Source organism: Streptococcus lactarius (assembly GCF_016642265.1).
GTDB classification, from domain to species: Bacteria; Bacillota; Bacilli; order Lactobacillales; family Streptococcaceae; genus Streptococcus; species Streptococcus lactarius.
This window is the reverse complement of record NZ_MRXX01000010.1, coordinates 57,708-74,149: the sequence shown is the minus strand read 5'-3', so window position 1 is coordinate 74,149 and position 16,442 is coordinate 57,708. Positions and strand designations below refer to the sequence as shown.

Sequence of the window (16,442 nt, the reverse complement as noted above, 5' to 3'; positions counted from 1 at the left end):
TTGACAAATGGTAGAAAAATGGACTTTATTTGCAGGACATTCCTATAACACGCTATCAGGAAGTTTCTCCATTAATTGAAGAAGATATCTACCAGGTCTTGCAGTCAGAGACAGCTGTTCAGAAGCGCAATTCCCTTGGTGGAACAGGATTTGAGCAGATTCGCTTGGAGCTCGAGAGAGCTAAAAGTGACTTGTCAAAGCACTAAGAAGAAGGAAAGCATCGTGAAAATTTACGATGCTTTTATTTGGAGTATTTTTAGGATATTGCTGAGATGGAGATGTAAGAAAAATTGATATTAAAACGCTTACATAGTATAATGGGAGTGTTGATTACAAAAAGTTAGGAGACTGATATGAAAAAGAAAACAATGGTTTCCATTGTCGCATCGAGCTTACTGATCGCGCCAATGGTTTTGCACCAAGTAGCAGCAGCAGATGAGCAGACAGAAGAGTTAGCACCATCGACTGAAGTGGTCCATGTTCCATCTACTGAAGCAACACCGACAGCACGTGACACAAGTACTAGCTCTAGTGAAGAAAGCGCAAGCACAAGTGAGGCATCGCTGGATCGGGTGGCAGGTGCCAATCAAGTAGCCCCTGCTACAGAAGAACACTCAAGACAAAGTGAGCCTACTGTTCCAGTAGCAACTCCAGCAGTAACAAACAGGGAAGCTGCACCTCAATCCACTCCTACTTCAGAAGCACCGGCAACAAGTCAGGATTTGGCAAAGGTCACAGGTTCGACCCTTGCAGCGGATCAGACCTCTAAAGAGTTGACAGTGCAAGATGCTGTTAATGGCTTGCTTCAATGGGCAGCAACGGATCCAAGCCAATTAGGCCAAAGCCAAGCAGATCGGGAACGCTTTGCCAGGAGTTTAGGTTTGATTGAAACATCAGAAGATCTGACTCGTAAGGTCAGTCAGCCAGAATTGGCCAAGATGTACGAAACAGCTAAGAAACTCTATGATGCTTATCGAGCTGAAAAGAAAGCTCCTCTCTTTCTAAATGGTCGGGCCCAGCCTATTTTCCCTTATACGACGGGAGAAAAAGCAGACGAAGACTACAAATATGAGGACAGCCAAATTGTCCGCTTCCCAGTCTACGTCGAAACGGACTACGACACCGATGCAGATGGCAAGCCAGACTTGGTCAAAGCCATTGTGCAATTACCAAAAGCAGTTGCGCAAGGTGATTTTAAGGCAGCGACCATTCTGGAAGCGCGTCCTTACGTAGCAGGAACACTAGACGAAAACTACGTGACCCTTGAAAGTCTGGGGCTTCCGACTGACGGCAGCTACGACATGAAGAAACTGCACAGCCAACCTGCAAAGAGACAGCCAGTTGGCAGTGTGACGACAGTAGAAGCAGCGAAAAAAGCCAAGGCATCGGATTGGTACTACTACAGTCCTTACGAGTATATCTATGACTATGAAGATCTCAACTGGTACGACTATTTCTTGGTCAGAGGCTATGCCTTTATCTCCAGTGCTGGGCTTGGTACCAAAGGATCAGAAGGGTTTAACACGACAGGGTCTGATCTCGAAATCAATGCCTTCAAAAATATCATCGAATGGGTCAATGGCAAACGCAAAGCCTACACTGATAAGACTAGCAATATCGAAATCAAGGCAGATTGGGCAAGTGGCAATGTCGCAATGACCGGTCTATCCTGGGCTGGCACCACAACCTTTGGTGTGGCAGCGACTGGCGTAGAAGGCCTAAAGACCATCGTTCCAGCAGCAGGGATTGCTTCTTGGTATGACTATTTCAATAGCCAAGGGACCCAATTTGGCAATGCACCTTATAGTGACCTTTCATGGCTCTCCCTCTACGTTAGCACGCGGATGCTGGACCAAGACGATTGGGCAGGGATTTGGCAAAACTATTCCAACTACATCAACCAATTGAACAAGGACCAGTACGCCCATGATCGCAACTACAGTGATGTCTGGAAGGAGCGGGATTATACCCTTTATCCGGAAAATCTCAAGACCAGCGCCCTGATCGTCCATGGCTTGAATGATGACAATGTCAAAACCAAACACTTTGAACTCATGTACGATGCGCTCAAGAAAGCGGGCCAAGATGTCAAGCTCTATCTCCACCAAGGAGACCACGTCTATCCAGCAGCTATGTCTCGTGGCTATGGGATCACAGCCAAGGGCCAAGATTTCTATGACCTACTCAATACCTGGCTGACCCATTACCTCTATGGTGTGGACAATCACGTCGAAAGTTTGCCAGCAGTTCTAGCTCAAAACAACTATGATCCAAGTAAGTGGACCAGCTATGATAACTGGAAGAGCAGTCAACGTCTCTTCATACATGCAAGCTCGAAACGACTAGAAGAAACCATTTCTAGTGATTATGCCGGAGCTGGTGTAGAAGTTGCCAAGCGTGACGAAACCGTGAGCCAAGGATCTTCAAAAGCCAACATGACCTTCGTATCGGAAGTGACAGAAGATACCACTATCAAAGGACACATCCCCGTTCATTTCAAGGCGGCTCTGGCCAAAGGTCAAGGAAAGAATTTCCAAATTAATGCTCTTCTGGTAGACGTGGCAGATCAAGACTTTGACGTGGTAGGAAATGGAAGCGTCAAGCAAGATAAAACAGCAGATGCTTTCTGGATGGGAAGTAATTTAAGCAACCTATCTGTAGCAGAATACGAAACCATTAAGACCAAGTACAAGGTCATCGCAAAAGGCTGGATCAACCTGGCTAACCCTGAGTCTGGCTACGATTCAGCAAGCTCTCGCGCAAGCATCGAGCCTAAAGTAGGAGAATTCCACGATTATACGGTCTATCTGCAACCAAATCTCTATACAGTTAAGAAAGGTCACAAGTTAGCTCTAGTCTTTAACACCTATGACCCATCGGACTTAACCGTGGAGCATCCATATGAGGTGACCTTTAAGACGGATTCTATCAGTGCAACGATTCCAATTGTCGAAAAAACCCGCGTTCAAAAGGCAAGCTATCTACCAAGTGCAAGCGATACAGACTATGCAAACCTTCCAGAAGTTGAAGGTGCGGCTCTAGTTGCGCCAGAAGTGCACTATATGGAAGAATACACCCTTCCAAACCCAGAATACCTTGTCCAATCAAACCAAGATTTTCCTGAGAAGGTCGTTGAGATGAAGACCGCATCAGCTGCCCAAGAGCACCCTCACCTTGCTCTAGCTGTATCCTATGGCCCTCAATTTGTTTCACCAGGATTGGCAGAAGATCCTCAAGCTCCAACTCCTGCAGTAGAAAGAGGGCATGCGGACCATACGCTTCCACAAACAGGTAGCAAAGAACATACACTGGGTCTCTTAGGTCTGTTTACCCTGACAGCTTCTAGCCTCATCTTTTGGCGCAAGAAGAAAGTAGATGCCTAAGGAGTCCCCGTAGCAAATATTTCTAAAATGGCATCATTTAGTGTAAAATAAAAGTAGAAATGCAGAATCAGTAGTCACTACTGAAAAAGGAGGAAATATGGCACACGTAATCACAGATGCAACCTTTGAACAAGAAACAAGCCAAGGCCTTGTCCTGATTGACTTTTGGGCAACTTGGTGTGGTCCATGCCGCATGCAAGCTCCAATCTTGGATCAGTTGGCAGAAGAAGTACATGAAGATGATTTGAAAATCTGTAAGATGGATGTCGATGAAAATCCAAATACAGCGCGTCAATTCGGTATCATGTCGATCCCAACTCTTCTCTTTAAAAAAGATGGCCAAGTAGTCAAACAAGTAGCTGGAGTTCATACCAAAGCTCAATTAAAAGAAATCATTGCAGAATTGAGCTAAAAAGAAAACTCGTTTTCCAAACTGGAAAACGAGTTTTTTTGATGGTGTGCTTTTCTTTAAAATAAAGACAGCGAACATTGACAGCGCTTTCTTATCATGCTAAAATGAAGCTATATTTCCTATAAAATTTTTACAGGAAAAAATTCTCCTAGGAACATGTAGATCCTAGGAGAAAATCACATTTATTGGTTATTGGCCCTCTGTATCTTGGGCTACCCAGACACTGACGGAGCGCTCTGCCACTGGGAATTCGGCGCTACCGTCTTCTTGGACTTGAACAGTTTCGCTACAATTTTCTAGGACATCATAGTAGGTGAGTCCTGCGTATGATGAGCCAATCTCCATGACTTTTGTAGCAGCTTGGTTATTGGAAATCAAGCAGGCGATTGGTGCTGATTCTTCTGTACCTGAACGTGTCCATCCGATGCAATTAGGATTATCGAAGTAGTCCGTTTGTTCCCCGTAGGCCAGATCTTTACGAACCCATAAGAGGCGATCGAGAACCTCTTGGAAACTTTCTTGCGCAAATTTACCCTCGATACCGTAGTAGTCTCCATAGAAGACACATGGCAAACCAGCTTCTCGAAGTAAGATCAAGGCATAGGATGCAGGCTTAAACCATTCTTCAATGGTAGATTCCAAGGCTTGCCCTCGTTGGGTATCATGGTTGTCCACAAAGGTGACGGCCTCTTCAGGATGGTTCAAGGCCAGTGTGCCATCAAAAATCGTTCGAAGGTCGTAGTCCGCACCTTCTTGCCCAGCCCGGAAAAGATTTTGATGGAGGGCGACATCGACTAAATCGTACAAGTAATCAATGTTTTCCAAATATTCATCATTGGTTTTTTCATCAGCATTCCAAAACTCACCAAAGACGTAGAAATCTTCTCCATATTTTTTGGTGATATTGTGGATGAAGTTCTTCATAAAGAAGGAGTCGATGTGTTTGACCGCATCCAGACGGAAGCCTTCAACACCAGTCGTTTCGATAAACCAGTCTGCCCACTGATCAAGATTTTCCACGACTTCAGGGTGCTTGAAATCAATATCAGCATACATGAGGTAGTCGTAGTTACCGTTTTCCTTGTCTACCAGATCTCCTTGAGCCCAACCTTTGTTGTCCCCTTGGATTTGGTAGATCCCATTCTTATTGCGAGAAGCATCGTAGTCAGTACCGGTGAAGTGGTACCAATGCCAGTGGAAGTCATTATAGGCTCCATTTCGACCATCAAAGGTGAATTTAGTCCATCCTTGAATGGTGAAGGGTTCAGTGAGGATCTTGTTTCGATCCATCGGATCGACCTCAACAACCTCGAATTCCTCTAAGCCATCAGCTGCAGCTTTATGGTTGAGAACGACATCGGCCATTGGTTGAATCCCAGCATCTTTTAGGGCTTGGATGGCTTGAAGATAATCTTCTTTGAAACCATATTTGGTGCGAACCGTTCCTTTTTGGTCAAACTCGCCCAAATCAAAGAGGTCATAGACCCCGTACCCAACGTCATTGTTAGAAGTAGCTTTAAAGGCAGGTGGCATCCAGACTTTACGAATACCCAAGTCTGCTAAGTGTTGCGCATCTTCAGCAAGACGTGTCCAGTGGTTCCCATCAGCGGGCAAATACCACTCAAAATATTGCATTAAGGTTTGATTTTCCATTGTTATTTCTTCTTTCATGTGAATGTCCTTATTTTACCAAAAATAGTTGGATGGGACAAACGTTTGCGCTGGAAGCAAGCCCTTTCTAGAAAAGAAATCGCATACATGAAAGAAGTGAAGTGAGAATATAAAAAGTAGGATTTTATCTACGTAGAAATATCAGCCCGATACATATATTTCTATCCATTCATTTAGTTAGATCATATCAAAGGAGGATTGGTTTGAAAGTGAAAACCACCAATAGAGAGAGCATTGAAAAGATTTTTACTGAAGCCTTGGCAATCCCAAGCTTCACCAACACGGAGACCGAGAAAGGAATCGAGGCCTATCTGGATCAACGGATTGCCCAGATCCCCTATTTTAAGGAAGATCCAGACCACTTTGGGCGCTATCAGGTACCACAGGATCACTTGCATCGGTCGGTCAATTGGGCCTTGGTCGATAAAGGAAAGAAAAAAACTCTTATCCTTTTTCACCACCATGATACGGTCGATCTTGAAGACTATGGACAGTTGTCGGAGATTGCACTCGATTCTGATAAAGTCGCAGCAGCCTTGAAAACACTGGATAAGCTACCAGATATGCAGGCTGATATAGCATCTGGTCAATGGAAATTTGGCAGGGGATCTTGCGATATGAAAGCAGCCCTAGCCCTGCAACTAGGGGTTCTGGAAGCCTATGCGGCGGATCCTTCAGGAGGTCAGGTCAATCTGCTCTATCTTTCTGTTGGAGACGAGGAATCCTATTCACGTGGGATGCGAGGAGCCCTAGGCTTACTCACAAATTTACAGGAAAAATTTGATCTGGACTATGTATTAGCAGTGGATTCAGAGCCCTTTGAATCAGAGGTAGAAAAAGAAAAAGTCCTTCACATTGGCACAGTCGGCAAACTCATGCCAGTCGTTGTGGCCCAAGGTGTCTTGTCCCATATGAAGGAGCCCCTTAAAGGGATCAATGCCTTGTCGCTCTTAGTAGCCATTGCAAGCCAGCTAGATCTTCATCCCGATCTGGCAGATCAGGCGCTGGGGGAGATATCTCCCCTTCCTTCTTGGTCCTATCTCAGAGATTTGAAGGAGCAGTACGATGTATCGACCGTGCTTTATGCGGCAGGCTATTTCAGTGTCTTGCATTTGAAGAAAACACCTCAAGAACTCCTAGAGCGGATTGATGAGCTTAGTCAAAGGGCCTTGGATGCTTTCTACAAGAAGTATGAGCACTTGCAGGATCAGGCTGGCCAAGACCATATGATTGCAAGGCCAAGAGTTATCACCTATCAAGAACTAGAGGAACGTTGCCAAGGCATAGAAGGCTACCAAGACTTTAGGGAAACTTCTAATAAAAAAGCGGAATACGATTTTCGTAATGGGACCAGCTACCAGAGCCTTGCGATCCAGCAAATCCAGCGACTCCTAGAGTTTCTCGGAGATAAGGATCCTATGTTGGTCATCGGTTTTGCGCCCCCCTATTATCCTTCCATGAATTGCCGCTTTTTGGACAATACGGAACTCAAAATCGAGTCCCTGATCGCAGATTACCGCCAGTATCTGGACCAAAGAGGCTATAGCTTGAAGGTCGAAGAATATTTTATGGGGATTAACGACACCAGCTATTGTGCCTTGGAAAAAGATGTGGCCTCTTATCAAGTCGTTCTAGATAGCCTCGCCACTCCGGCTCAAATTTATGATCTGGATCTAGATAAAATTGCTCAAATTCAGGTTCCAGCGATCAATCTCGGGCCCTGGGGCAAAGAATTGCATAAGCGAGGAGAGCGGGTCTACCAGGAAGATTTTTTGGCGACCATTCCAAACTATTTACTAGAATTGCTCTACCATTTCGATGATCTATAATGACAATAGAAAACAAACACGATCCCAATGATGATCGTACAAGGAGTTAGCATGATTACATTTCACGGAGTTACCAAAGATTACGATGGGCACATTGCCCTCAACCACTTGGATCTGACCATCGAAGATGGGCAAATTGTCGGACTGATTGGCCACAACGGAGCCGGAAAGTCAACGACGATTAAGAGCCTGGTCAGTGTCATCACCCCAACCACTGGGACGATTGAAGTGGACGGTCAGGACCTCTATAGCCATCGGCTTGCGATCAAAAAGAAGATCGGTTACGTGGCGGATTCGCCGGATCTTTTCTTGCGTCTCACAGCCAATGAATTCTGGGAGTTGGTTGCGACCTCTTATGATATGAGTCAGAAAGACTGTGATCAATGCTTGGAAGAGCTTCTTACGACCTTTGATTTTCAGAGCCACCGTTATGAAGTGATTGAATCCTTTTCACATGGGATGCGCCAGAAGGTCTTCGTCATTGCAGCCCTCTTGTCCGATCCAGATATCTGGGTCTTGGATGAACCGATGACCGGTTTGGATCCACAGGCCTCTTACGATTTAAAACAAATGATGCGCCAGCATGCGGATCGGGGCAAGACGGTTATTTTCTCTACCCACGTCTTAGAAGTAGCCGAACAACTCTGTGATAAAATTGCCATTCTCAAAAAAGGCAATCTCATTTTCTATGGGACGATCGAGGAATTAAAGAGCCAACACCCAGAACAAAGTCTGGAAAGTATCTATCTCAGTCTAGCGGGGCGGAAGGAAGAAGGTGGCGATCATGCGTCTTAAGATCATCCAACAGCTGGTCAATGTCAATATCATCTATGCCAGTCAGCCTGCCCAGATCGCAAAATTACGTGCCAAACAGGCTAAAAAACCGGACGTCAAACTCAATGTTGCCCGCAAATCAGTGCTCAACTATCTCACTTTAGGTTTTTTCTACTTCGTCTTGTTTGGCTTGTTCTTTAGCGTCTATGATTTTGTCAACCAACCAGCTTTCTTTGTCAATATGGTGGCCCTCTTTTCCTTGATGACCATTTCCCAAGGCTTTATGAGTTTTTACAATGTCTTTTATGAAAGCAAGGACCTGCAGTTTTATCGGCCTTATGCCTTTTCAGATGCGGAAGTCATTGCAGGAAAGAGTATCTCGGTCATCCTGACCCTCCTCATGGCGATCCTTCCCTTGATCAGCTATTTTTTGATCCTGCCTGTGCAAGCAGGTGGTTTTAATCCGTTAGGGATCCTGCTGGGAATCTTTTGTGCTTTGATTCTCTTAGCCGTTCTCTTTTTAGCGACGATCTTACTAGCTCATTTGATTACCAAGACTCTCTTTTTCAAAAAACACACGACTCTAGTCTCCAACATCATGATCGGTATCGGTTCCCTCCTCAGTCTGGGCGCCTATCTTTATTTGAACTTAGTCCAAACCCATCGGGTGGAAGTGTCAGGTGGAGCGGATATTCCCATTCTTTTTCCGCCTTTTCTTGCCTTCCATCAGTTTATCCTCCATCCTTTTGATGGGGGAGCGATCCTTGGCGTCTTGGGCTGGATCGCGGTGCTGTTGGTCTTGATCGGCCTGGTTCGCAAAATTGTCATCCCACAATTCTATGATGCAGCTCTTGCTGTTGCGACCAACCAAACCGTCAAAGAGCGCGTGAAAGCAATCAATGTTGGTCAGAAAGACTCCTTTAGACGATTTGTCATTCAGTATCATCGTAGAATCTTGCTTGATGGAACTCTCATGGTGCAAGTCCTCTTGATGATGAGTATTCTGCCTTATATTTTCTTACTTAGTGGAGCAGTAGGAGCATCGAAAAATATAGGAGGCCTCAGTCCTTACTTGACGCCCCAGTACCTCGTCCCACTGGCTCTCGTTGCCTTCTTGATCGGTGTTTTCAATAGTTTTGGAGGCTTGACCAGTATCGGTATTTCGCTGGAGCGTGAAAACTTTGAGTACTTGAGATCCCTCCCTATTGATTTCAAGCGCTATCTCTTCCTGAAGTTTTGGTTGCTCTATCTGGTGCAATCCATCCTTCCTGTCATTCTTTTGCTTGGTGTTTGTTTCTATTTTGGTGTGCATCCCTTGGCCATCCTTGCCATGTTGCTGATCTGGGTCGTAACCACCATTCCAATCTGCATTCGAGACTATGTTAAAGATTTTCAAAATTTTAGCACCAATTGGACCAATATCACAGAGTTGATGAGCCGTCATCGTGGGAATGCCGTCCTTCAGTCTATCCTCCTGATTGTCTTCATCTTTGTGATGTTTCTCTTGATTATTGTCAGCTTCATTTGGACTTATCATTCCGTCAGCACCCCGCTGGCTGTGATCCTTTATAGTGTCCTGCTGCTAGTCGGAGTAGGAATCAGTTCTACCATCTACCGCAAAAAAATCCGTACCCTCTACCAAGAGATCGGAGAATAAAAAGAGAAAGTGGGACAGAAATCGGTCATTCGTTAGAATTCGATTNNTCTTGCTCGATAATCCAAAGACAATTGAGAGGCTAGGACTTTTGTCCCAGCCTCTTTTTAGTGGTAATTTAAATTTCATACCCCATAAGGAGTCCGCCTTCTTCAGCGTAGAAACTACAAAGTCCAGAAGTTGGGAGGACTTCGATAGCTGCATGGGCAAATTTCTCACGAACCAATTCAGAGAATTGCTCGATAAATTTTTCATTGTTACGGTGGGCGATGGTAATATGTCCGCCAGCATAACCCGCCTTGAGCAATTCCTCAACAGCAGCCTTGATCGCTTTCTTTTGCCCCCGTGCTTTTTGGAGTAACTCAAGGGTACCCGTCTTACTAGCTTCACCGACCATACGGATATTGAGTAGTCCGACGACAGCCCCGATCAATTTGCTGAGACGCCCATTCTTGACCAGATTATCGACTTTCGCTAATACAAAGAGCAACTTGGTTTTTTCTTGGTATTTGGTGATGACTTGGACCACTTGCTCAAAGTCAAGGTCTTCAGCAACCAACTGGTTGAGCTTGCGAACGATCAGGTCCACCTCGCCCCCAGCTGACAAGCTATTAATGACGTGAATATTGGTATTTGGGTGCTCTTCCAGATAAATCTTCTTGGCTACCTCAGCACTATTGTAGCTACCAGAAAGGGTACCAGTAATGGTGACAACGACGATATTATCCGCCCCTTCGAAAGACTTCATGTAGTCATCTGGACTCGGACAGGCAGACTTAGAAGCAGTCGTGGTTGCATACATCTCCTCCATCATCCGATCGATATTGAGTTGGGCATCATCTGTATAGATGGTCTCCCCCACTTGGATGGTCAAGGGAACACTGACAAACTCTGTATCCGGTGCCAGATTGTCCAAAGAGCGGTAGTCACAGCCTGAATCCGCAATAATTTTCCATTTCATCAGTTCATACCTCATAATTGTATAAAAATGTACATTGACAAGTAGTCTGTCTTCTTTTACAATTATATCATGAAGAGTACGGTGATGAAAGTAGATATTATCAGGTGAGACACTTAGAAAGTAAATGTTATGGCAGAAAGAAAAATATCCGAGAAATCCTTGGAAAATCTTAAACGATTTAACCAAGAAAACAATGCAATTACTCGTGAATCCATCGAAATTTCTCTCCTGCAATTGTTGGAGAATAAAGATCTGAAAAAGATCACTATTTCTGAGCTAGTGCGGCGTGCTGGCGTGTCTCGTGCGGCCTTTTACCGCAATTATGGCTCTAAAGAGGATATTTTAGAGTCTATCTTTCAGTCCAGTATTGCTAAGATTACCAAGTCATTGGATAGTTTCAATCTCAAGACAGATCTCTACCAAGTTTGGCTCTATCTATTTAAAGAGGTCAAGAAAGAAGCCAAGATTATCAGCCTGGCCATTGATTACAATTCCGAGCGCCTTTTGACCAAGGCGGTTTATGATTTTTTGGAAAAACGAAATGGTGAGACTTCAAATGGCGCTGGCAGCTACCTCAATTCTTTCTGGAGCTCCGCCATCGTCTCTGTGATCTCCAAATGGATCAAGGATGGCATGAAGATTCCAGCTGAAAAAATCGCTACATTAGGTCTCCCCCTCTTTCCACAAAAGAAGAAGTAAGAACCACCGAGAGGTGGTTTTTAGTAAACTGCCCCTCTCCATAACTAGCCTAAATGAATAGATAGAACTATACATAGATTATTCAAAGGACAAGAACGATGATCGAAGAACGAATTCTTGCTGCTAAGCAGTATGTAAAAAGCTTATTTGCTGATCGAGCGGATGGCCATGATGTGGCACATACCCTCCGCGTTTATACCAATGCTATGAGAATCGCTCAAGCAGAAGGTCCATGTGATCTGGAGATAGTAGGCTTGTCGGCTCTTCTTCACGATGCTGATGATGATAAATTGTTTCAAACTGAGAATAATGCGAATGCTCGCACGTTTCTAGAAGAGATCGATACTCCTAAAAACCAAATCGACCAGATTTGTCGGGTGATCAATGCTGTTTCTTTCAGCAAAAATCGCGGTAAACATCCAGAAACCTTAGAAGGCAAGATTGTCCAGGATGCAGACCGCCTGGATGCGATAGGAGCTGTAGGAATTGCGCGAACTTTTTCCTATGGTGGCCACAAAGGGAGGTCCCTTACTGATACCGTCCAACATTTCCATGACAAGTTGCTCCTTCTAAAAGATGAAATGAACACGGAGACTGGCAAACAAATGGCAGAAAGTCGCCATCAATTTTTAATCACCTTTTTAAAAGAACTAGAGAAGGAACTCTAACAAAAAGCCCCTGTCTAAAATGATTTCAGACAGGGGTCTTTCTTTATTCTTGCATCATAGCTAGAAGGTCTTCTGCTGTAGTGGTAGGGAGGATCCGGATTCGATTGAGGGAATAGAGGCCATTAGCGGAGCTGGCGAGTCCATTATTAGTGGTGAGGCCCAGCTTGTAGCCAGCTTTCTTGGCTTGGTCGATCGTGACTTGACTATAGCGACCAGATGGGTAGACGATGACGCTGGTATCTTGATCCAGCACCTTATCCAGCAGGCGTTTAGAAGCGACGAGCTCATTCTTTTGGGTCTCAAGGCTGGAATTAGCTAGGTCTGGATGATTCACCGTATGGCTTTCAAAGGTTACCCCAGCTTTTTTCATTTCTTTGATTTGATCAAAGGTCAGGACGTTTTCCTTTTCATTTTTGGTAAAGTCCGTGATGATATTGTTGGTAGCGGTCATCTTGTATTTTTTGAGAAGAGGGTAGACGATCGTATAGAAGTCTTCCACTCCATCATCAAAGGTCAACCAGACAATTTTCTTGCCTTTGGGGATTTCGTGCTGCACAAGGACCCGATAGGCTTCCTCAGGGGTCAGTGTGTAGTAGCCAGCCTTTTTCAAAGCCTTAAGATGGCTTCCAAACGTCTTAGGATCAACAATCAGATTGGCATTGGCGGCTTCAGACTCTGCCATATTGTGCACGGAGTGGTACATGAGGATGGGAACTTTTGGATCTTTCTTGGTTTTAACCCACTCGATAGATGAACTATTGTCATCGAGAGAGGTTGTCAGACTGCTCGTTCCATTAGCCGCATTGAGCTGGCTGATCCGTTTCACTAAGAGAAAACTGCAAATACAGATACAAACCAGCAGGACTGCATTGATTTTTAATAGGATTTTGATTTTTTTAGGGACTCTTCGTTTGCTCATATTGCCACCGTTCTCACTATTTTCTCTATTGTACCATAAATTTGAAGGGATCGGAAAAGAAGGCTATGCGCTTAAGTGATTCACAGTAGCTAGGAGAGAAAGAGTGGCATGAAGATTCAGAATTTTTAAGACAATGGGCTGTCAAATGGCCAAGTTTTTGTTATAATGGAGCTATTATAGAAATTTCAAGGAGACCATAGGATGTCTGTAAAGATTGCCTTACTAGGATTTGGTACCGTTGCAAGTGGTGTACCATTTTTATTAAAAGAAAATAGCGAAAAAATCACCCAGGCTGCTCATGATGACATTGAGATTGCCAAGGTCTTGGTTCGTGATGAAGCGGAGAAGGAAAAATTGCAAGCTGCAGGTCATGATTACAACTTTGTGACCAATGTCGATGAGATCATCGAAGACAAAGAGATTGCTATCGTGGTGGAATTGATGGGCCGGATCGAACCGGCTAAGACTTTCATCACCCGTGCGCTTGAAGCAGGGAAGCACGTGGTTTCTGCTAACAAAGACCTTCTTGCCGTTCATGGAAGTGAGTTGCTTGCGATTGCGAAGGAACACCATGTCGCCCTCTATTATGAAGCTGCCGTAGCAGGTGGGATTCCCATTCTTCGCACCTTGGTGAATTCCCTAGCTTCTGACAAGGTGACCAAGGTTCTCGGTGTGGTCAATGGGACCTCTAACTTCATGATGACCAAAATGGTCGAAGAAGGCTGGACTTATGAAGATGCATTAGCAGAAGCGCAACGTCTTGGTTACGCTGAAAGTGACCCCACCAATGACGTTGAAGGAATCGATGCAGCTTATAAGATGGTGATTTTGAGCCAATTCGCCTTTGGGATGAACATCCAATTTGACCAAGTTGGTCATAAGGGAATCAGCCAGATTACTCCTCAAGATGTCTCAGTAGCTCAAAGCCTTGGCTATGTGATCAAGCTGGTTGGCTCCATCGTTGAAACAGAGTCAGGGATCGCAGCAGAAGTGACGCCAACCTTCCTACCAAAACAACACCCACTAGCAGGTGTGAACGGGGTGATGAACGCGGTCTATGTGGAATCGATCGGGATTGGTGAGTCTATGTACTATGGACCTGGTGCGGGTCAAAAACCAACTGCTACAAGCGTAGTAGCCGACCTCGTTCGCATTGTCCGTCGTCTAAAAGAAGGAACGATCGGAAAAGCCTTCAATGAATACAGCCGTCCTCTTCAATTGGCCAAACCAGAAGATGTGAAGAACAATTATTACTTCTCCATCAAGGCACCAGATGCGACGGGTCAAATCTTGCGTCTTGCGGAGATCTTTAATGCAGAAGGAGCTTCCTTCAAGCAAATCCTTCAGGAAGACTCAGATGGTCAATTTGCAAGTGTGGTCATCATTACCCACCAAGTTAACCAAACCCAATTCAAGAACTTGGTTGAAAAGTTGGATTCAGAGGCGAATTTCGAACTCTTGAATACCTTTAAAGTTTTGGGAGAATAAGCATGAAAATTATTGTTCCAGCAACCAGTGCCAATGTCGGGCCAGGTTTTGATTCTGTTGGGATTGCCGTGACTCGCTATTTGACCATTGAAGTGCTTGAACCAGCAGATGCTTGGGTCATTGAGCATGATCTAGGAGCAGGGATTCCGACAGATGAGAAAAACCTCTTGCTCTCAACTGCCCTTTCTATCTCAACTGATATCCAACCGCATCACATCAAGATGCTAAGTCAAGTGCCTTTGGCGCGTGGTCTTGGTTCTTCTAGTTCTGTCATTGTCGCAGGAATTGAATTGGCTAACCAATTAGCTGATCTCAAGCTGTCAGATGCTGAGAAATTACGCATTGCAACCAAGATCGAAGGGCACCCGGATAACGTAGCACCAGCTATTTTTGGAAATTTAGTCATTGCCAGCTACATCGGTGAGGATGTTCAATATGTGACAGCCGATTTCCCAAGTTGTGACCTGGTTGCTTTTGTACCGAGCTACCAATTGAAGACCAGTGATAGTCGCAATGTCCTACCGAAAGAATGGTCCTACAAAGAGGCCGTTGCTGCTAGTAGTGTTGCCAACGTGGCTATCGCAGCACTCCTCAAGGGAGATTTGCTGACGGCTGGTCGCTCCATTGAGTTAGATCATTTCCACGAGCGCTACCGTCAATCCTTGGTCAAAGAGTTCCCTCAGGTCAAAGAAGTCGCGCATGCGCATGGGGCTTACGCCACCTATCTGTCAGGAGCAGGTCCAACGATCATGAACCTTCTAACTCCAGAGCACACCGCAGCCTTTGTCGCGGATCTCGAAAAAATGGGTCTGGATGGGGATATTTTCCAACTTAAAATTGACACATTTGGCGTTCGTGTTGAGAAATAAACCTCAATGTAACAAAATTGAAAGAAGGATGTATACGAATGTATATGTCCTTTTTGCTTTTCCTATGGTAGAATGGGAACTGTATGAGGAAATGTGCAAGTTTCCTGAAAATGTAGGGGGATATATGAAACCAGAATATTTATATAGTATTGCAACGGACTTAGGTCTTCAATTTGATAGTGAATCCCGTGTCATGTATGGGGATCGCGAAGGCTTTTTATTGGTTATTGAAGGGACTCAAACCAAGAATGTATTTGCCATTTCTGTCAGTGTGAAACCAGGTGCCCAAGGGGACCTCATCGAAGAGAATGATGCAATTTGGCAGGACTTAAAATCCCAATCTAAAGTGATCAATGCTGTTTCATTTGACGAGCACTTGGTCAAGGTCGGTGTCAAAGGTGGCATGTCCAAAAAGAAGACCGTCGAAAGCCTATGGAATGGGATCCAAGAGCTTGTCGATTTCTTGCACAACCATCAATTTGTTCAAGTCAATGCCACTACAGGTGAGGAAGGTCCAATCGGCCTGTATCAAATCGGAGACTCCGTCTTTTTAATTGATGATGCGACTTTCCAAGAATACCAAGCACAAGTTCAAGATACTGTCGAAGCATATGAGGCAAAGGAAGAAAACTTTCTATTGGGGATCGTGGGATCCTTGGTGGGTGCAATTTTAGGTGGCGCTGTTGCTTTAGTCATTGCTCGTTTCGGGTATGTGTCTGTAATTGCAGGCTTAGCCCTTGGCTACTGTACGATCAAAGGGTATGAACTCTTTGGTAAGAAATTAACCACAAAAGGAGTCGTAGTCTCTGCTATCTGGATGATCTTGACAGTCTTGCTAGTGCATCAACTTGACTACGCATTGGAGATCGCGAAGCAGTATAACGCTGAATTTGGAGACGCATGGAACTCGATCAATGATGCGGTTTTCCACTCAGATTTTCCTGAGAATTATTTCCTCAATCTAGGAATGTTAGTGGTCTTTACACTTGGTGGCGCATGGATTTCAGTCCAATCTGCGCTTGAAGTACAAAAGAACCGTGCAATCGCACGTAGAATTGTATAATAAAAGATTAGAGAGTGTGGGACAGAAATCGGTCATTCGTTAGAATTTGATT

13 protein-coding genes and 1 pseudogene are annotated in these 16,442 nt (G+C 44.7%); 11 read left to right on the top strand and 3 right to left on the bottom strand.

Annotated elements, in window-relative coordinates:
* Positions 1–14: 14 nt before the first annotated feature.
* The 3 genes and pseudogenes from BTU61_RS08010 to trxA all read left to right on the top strand — a co-directional run.
* Positions 15–206: pseudogene (locus tag BTU61_RS08010) on the top strand (argininosuccinate lyase); the annotation flags it as partial.
* 147 nt (positions 207–353) lie between these two features.
* Positions 354–3,383 (top strand): CocE/NonD family hydrolase, encoded by a 3,030-nt coding sequence (locus BTU61_RS08005; protein WP_200773089.1) that lies wholly within the window; start codon positions 354–356, stop codon positions 3,381–3,383.
* 97 nt (positions 3,384–3,480) lie between these two features.
* Complete coding sequence (trxA, locus tag BTU61_RS08000) at positions 3,481–3,795, top strand: thioredoxin (RefSeq protein ID WP_003002728.1); 315 nt, start codon at positions 3,481–3,483, stop codon at positions 3,793–3,795.
* A gap of 189 nt (positions 3,796–3,984) precedes the next feature.
* Here trxA and BTU61_RS07995 read toward each other — a convergent pair whose 3' ends face one another.
* Positions 3,985–5,466: an alpha-amylase gene (locus BTU61_RS07995; RefSeq protein WP_200773088.1), complete on the bottom strand. Its 1,482-nt coding sequence runs from the start codon at positions 5,464–5,466 to the stop codon at positions 3,985–3,987.
* Between the two features lie 209 nt (positions 5,467–5,675).
* Here BTU61_RS07995 and BTU61_RS07990 point away from each other — a divergent pair, with 209 nt between their 5' ends.
* From BTU61_RS07990 to BTU61_RS07980, 3 genes are read left to right on the top strand one after another with little or no spacing between them, the layout of a single operon-like run.
* Entirely contained in the window at positions 5,676–7,295 is a 1,620-nt protein-coding gene (locus tag BTU61_RS07990; protein ID WP_200773092.1) for a M20/M25/M40 family metallo-hydrolase, read from the top strand.
* A 51-nt stretch (positions 7,296–7,346) separates the two neighbouring features.
* A complete protein-coding gene (locus BTU61_RS07985; RefSeq protein ID WP_200773087.1) occupies positions 7,347–8,090 on the top strand; it encodes an ABC transporter ATP-binding protein in 744 nt (247 codons plus the stop codon).
* A complete protein-coding gene (locus BTU61_RS07980) occupies positions 8,080–9,726 on the top strand; it encodes a hypothetical protein (RefSeq protein WP_200773086.1) in 1,647 nt (548 codons plus the stop codon). The genes BTU61_RS07985 and BTU61_RS07980 overlap by 11 nt, the downstream gene beginning before the upstream one ends.
* Before the next feature lie 115 nt (positions 9,727–9,841).
* On the opposite strand, the gene BTU61_RS07975 is transcribed toward BTU61_RS07980, so the two are convergent.
* Positions 9,842–10,684 carry a DegV family protein gene (locus tag BTU61_RS07975; RefSeq protein WP_200773085.1) on the bottom strand — a complete coding sequence of 281 codons (843 nt, stop codon included), beginning with the start codon at positions 10,682–10,684 and terminating at the stop codon, positions 9,842–9,844.
* A 129-nt stretch (positions 10,685–10,813) separates the two neighbouring features.
* Here BTU61_RS07975 and BTU61_RS07970 point away from each other — a divergent pair, with 129 nt between their 5' ends.
* Complete coding sequence (locus tag BTU61_RS07970; RefSeq protein ID WP_200773084.1) at positions 10,814–11,383, top strand: TetR/AcrR family transcriptional regulator; 570 nt, start codon at positions 10,814–10,816, stop codon at positions 11,381–11,383.
* Positions 11,384–11,481: 98 nt separating this feature from the next.
* A complete protein-coding gene (locus tag BTU61_RS07965) occupies positions 11,482–12,051 on the top strand; it encodes an HD domain-containing protein (protein ID WP_200773083.1) in 570 nt (189 codons plus the stop codon).
* Positions 12,052–12,094: 43 nt separating this feature from the next.
* On the opposite strand, the gene BTU61_RS07960 is transcribed toward BTU61_RS07965, so the two are convergent.
* Entirely contained in the window at positions 12,095–12,970 is an 876-nt protein-coding gene (locus BTU61_RS07960) for a polysaccharide deacetylase family protein (protein WP_200773082.1), read from the bottom strand.
* 201 nt (positions 12,971–13,171) lie between these two features.
* Here BTU61_RS07960 and BTU61_RS07955 point away from each other — a divergent pair, with 201 nt between their 5' ends.
* The 3 genes from BTU61_RS07955 to BTU61_RS07945 all read left to right on the top strand — a co-directional run bounded on the left by BTU61_RS07955 (position 13,172) and on the right by BTU61_RS07945 (position 16,390).
* A complete protein-coding gene (locus tag BTU61_RS07955) occupies positions 13,172–14,458 on the top strand; it encodes a homoserine dehydrogenase (RefSeq protein ID WP_200773081.1) in 1,287 nt (428 codons plus the stop codon).
* A 2-nt stretch (positions 14,459–14,460) separates the two neighbouring features.
* On the top strand, positions 14,461–15,327 hold the full coding sequence (thrB, locus tag BTU61_RS07950) for a homoserine kinase (protein WP_200773080.1): 867 nt from the start codon (positions 14,461–14,463) through the stop codon (positions 15,325–15,327).
* Positions 15,328–15,451: 124 nt separating this feature from the next.
* Positions 15,452–16,390, top strand: a complete 939-nt coding sequence (locus BTU61_RS07945; RefSeq protein ID WP_200773079.1) for a hypothetical protein — start codon at positions 15,452–15,454, stop codon at positions 16,388–16,390.
* Positions 16,391–16,442: the final 52 nt, after the last annotated feature.

What these genes read in the sequence shown, in the direction of transcription:
- trxA (WP_003002728.1), top strand. Translation starts at nt 3,481, where the DNA reads ATGGCACACGTAATCACAGATGCAACCTTTGAACAAGAAACAAGCCAA.
- BTU61_RS07945 (WP_200773079.1), top strand. Translation starts at nt 15,452, where the DNA reads ATGAAACCAGAATATTTATATAGTATTGCAACGGACTTAGGTCTTCAA.
- BTU61_RS07960 (WP_200773082.1), bottom strand. Translation starts at nt 12,970, where the DNA reads ATGAGCAAACGAAGAGTCCCTAAAAAAATCAAAATCCTATTAAAAATC.
- BTU61_RS07970 (WP_200773084.1), top strand. Translation starts at nt 10,814, where the DNA reads ATGGCAGAAAGAAAAATATCCGAGAAATCCTTGGAAAATCTTAAACGA.
- thrB (WP_200773080.1), top strand. Translation starts at nt 14,461, where the DNA reads ATGAAAATTATTGTTCCAGCAACCAGTGCCAATGTCGGGCCAGGTTTT.
- BTU61_RS07965 (WP_200773083.1), top strand. Translation starts at nt 11,482, where the DNA reads ATGATCGAAGAACGAATTCTTGCTGCTAAGCAGTATGTAAAAAGCTTA.
- BTU61_RS07980 (WP_200773086.1), top strand. Translation starts at nt 8,080, where the DNA reads ATGCGTCTTAAGATCATCCAACAGCTGGTCAATGTCAATATCATCTAT.
- BTU61_RS07975 (WP_200773085.1), bottom strand. Translation starts at nt 10,684, where the DNA reads ATGAAATGGAAAATTATTGCGGATTCAGGCTGTGACTACCGCTCTTTG.
- BTU61_RS07995 (WP_200773088.1), bottom strand. Translation starts at nt 5,466, where the DNA reads ATGAAAGAAGAAATAACAATGGAAAATCAAACCTTAATGCAATATTTT.
- BTU61_RS07955 (WP_200773081.1), top strand. Translation starts at nt 13,172, where the DNA reads ATGTCTGTAAAGATTGCCTTACTAGGATTTGGTACCGTTGCAAGTGGT.
- BTU61_RS07985 (WP_200773087.1), top strand. Translation starts at nt 7,347, where the DNA reads ATGATTACATTTCACGGAGTTACCAAAGATTACGATGGGCACATTGCC.
- BTU61_RS08005 (WP_200773089.1), top strand. Translation starts at nt 354, where the DNA reads ATGAAAAAGAAAACAATGGTTTCCATTGTCGCATCGAGCTTACTGATC.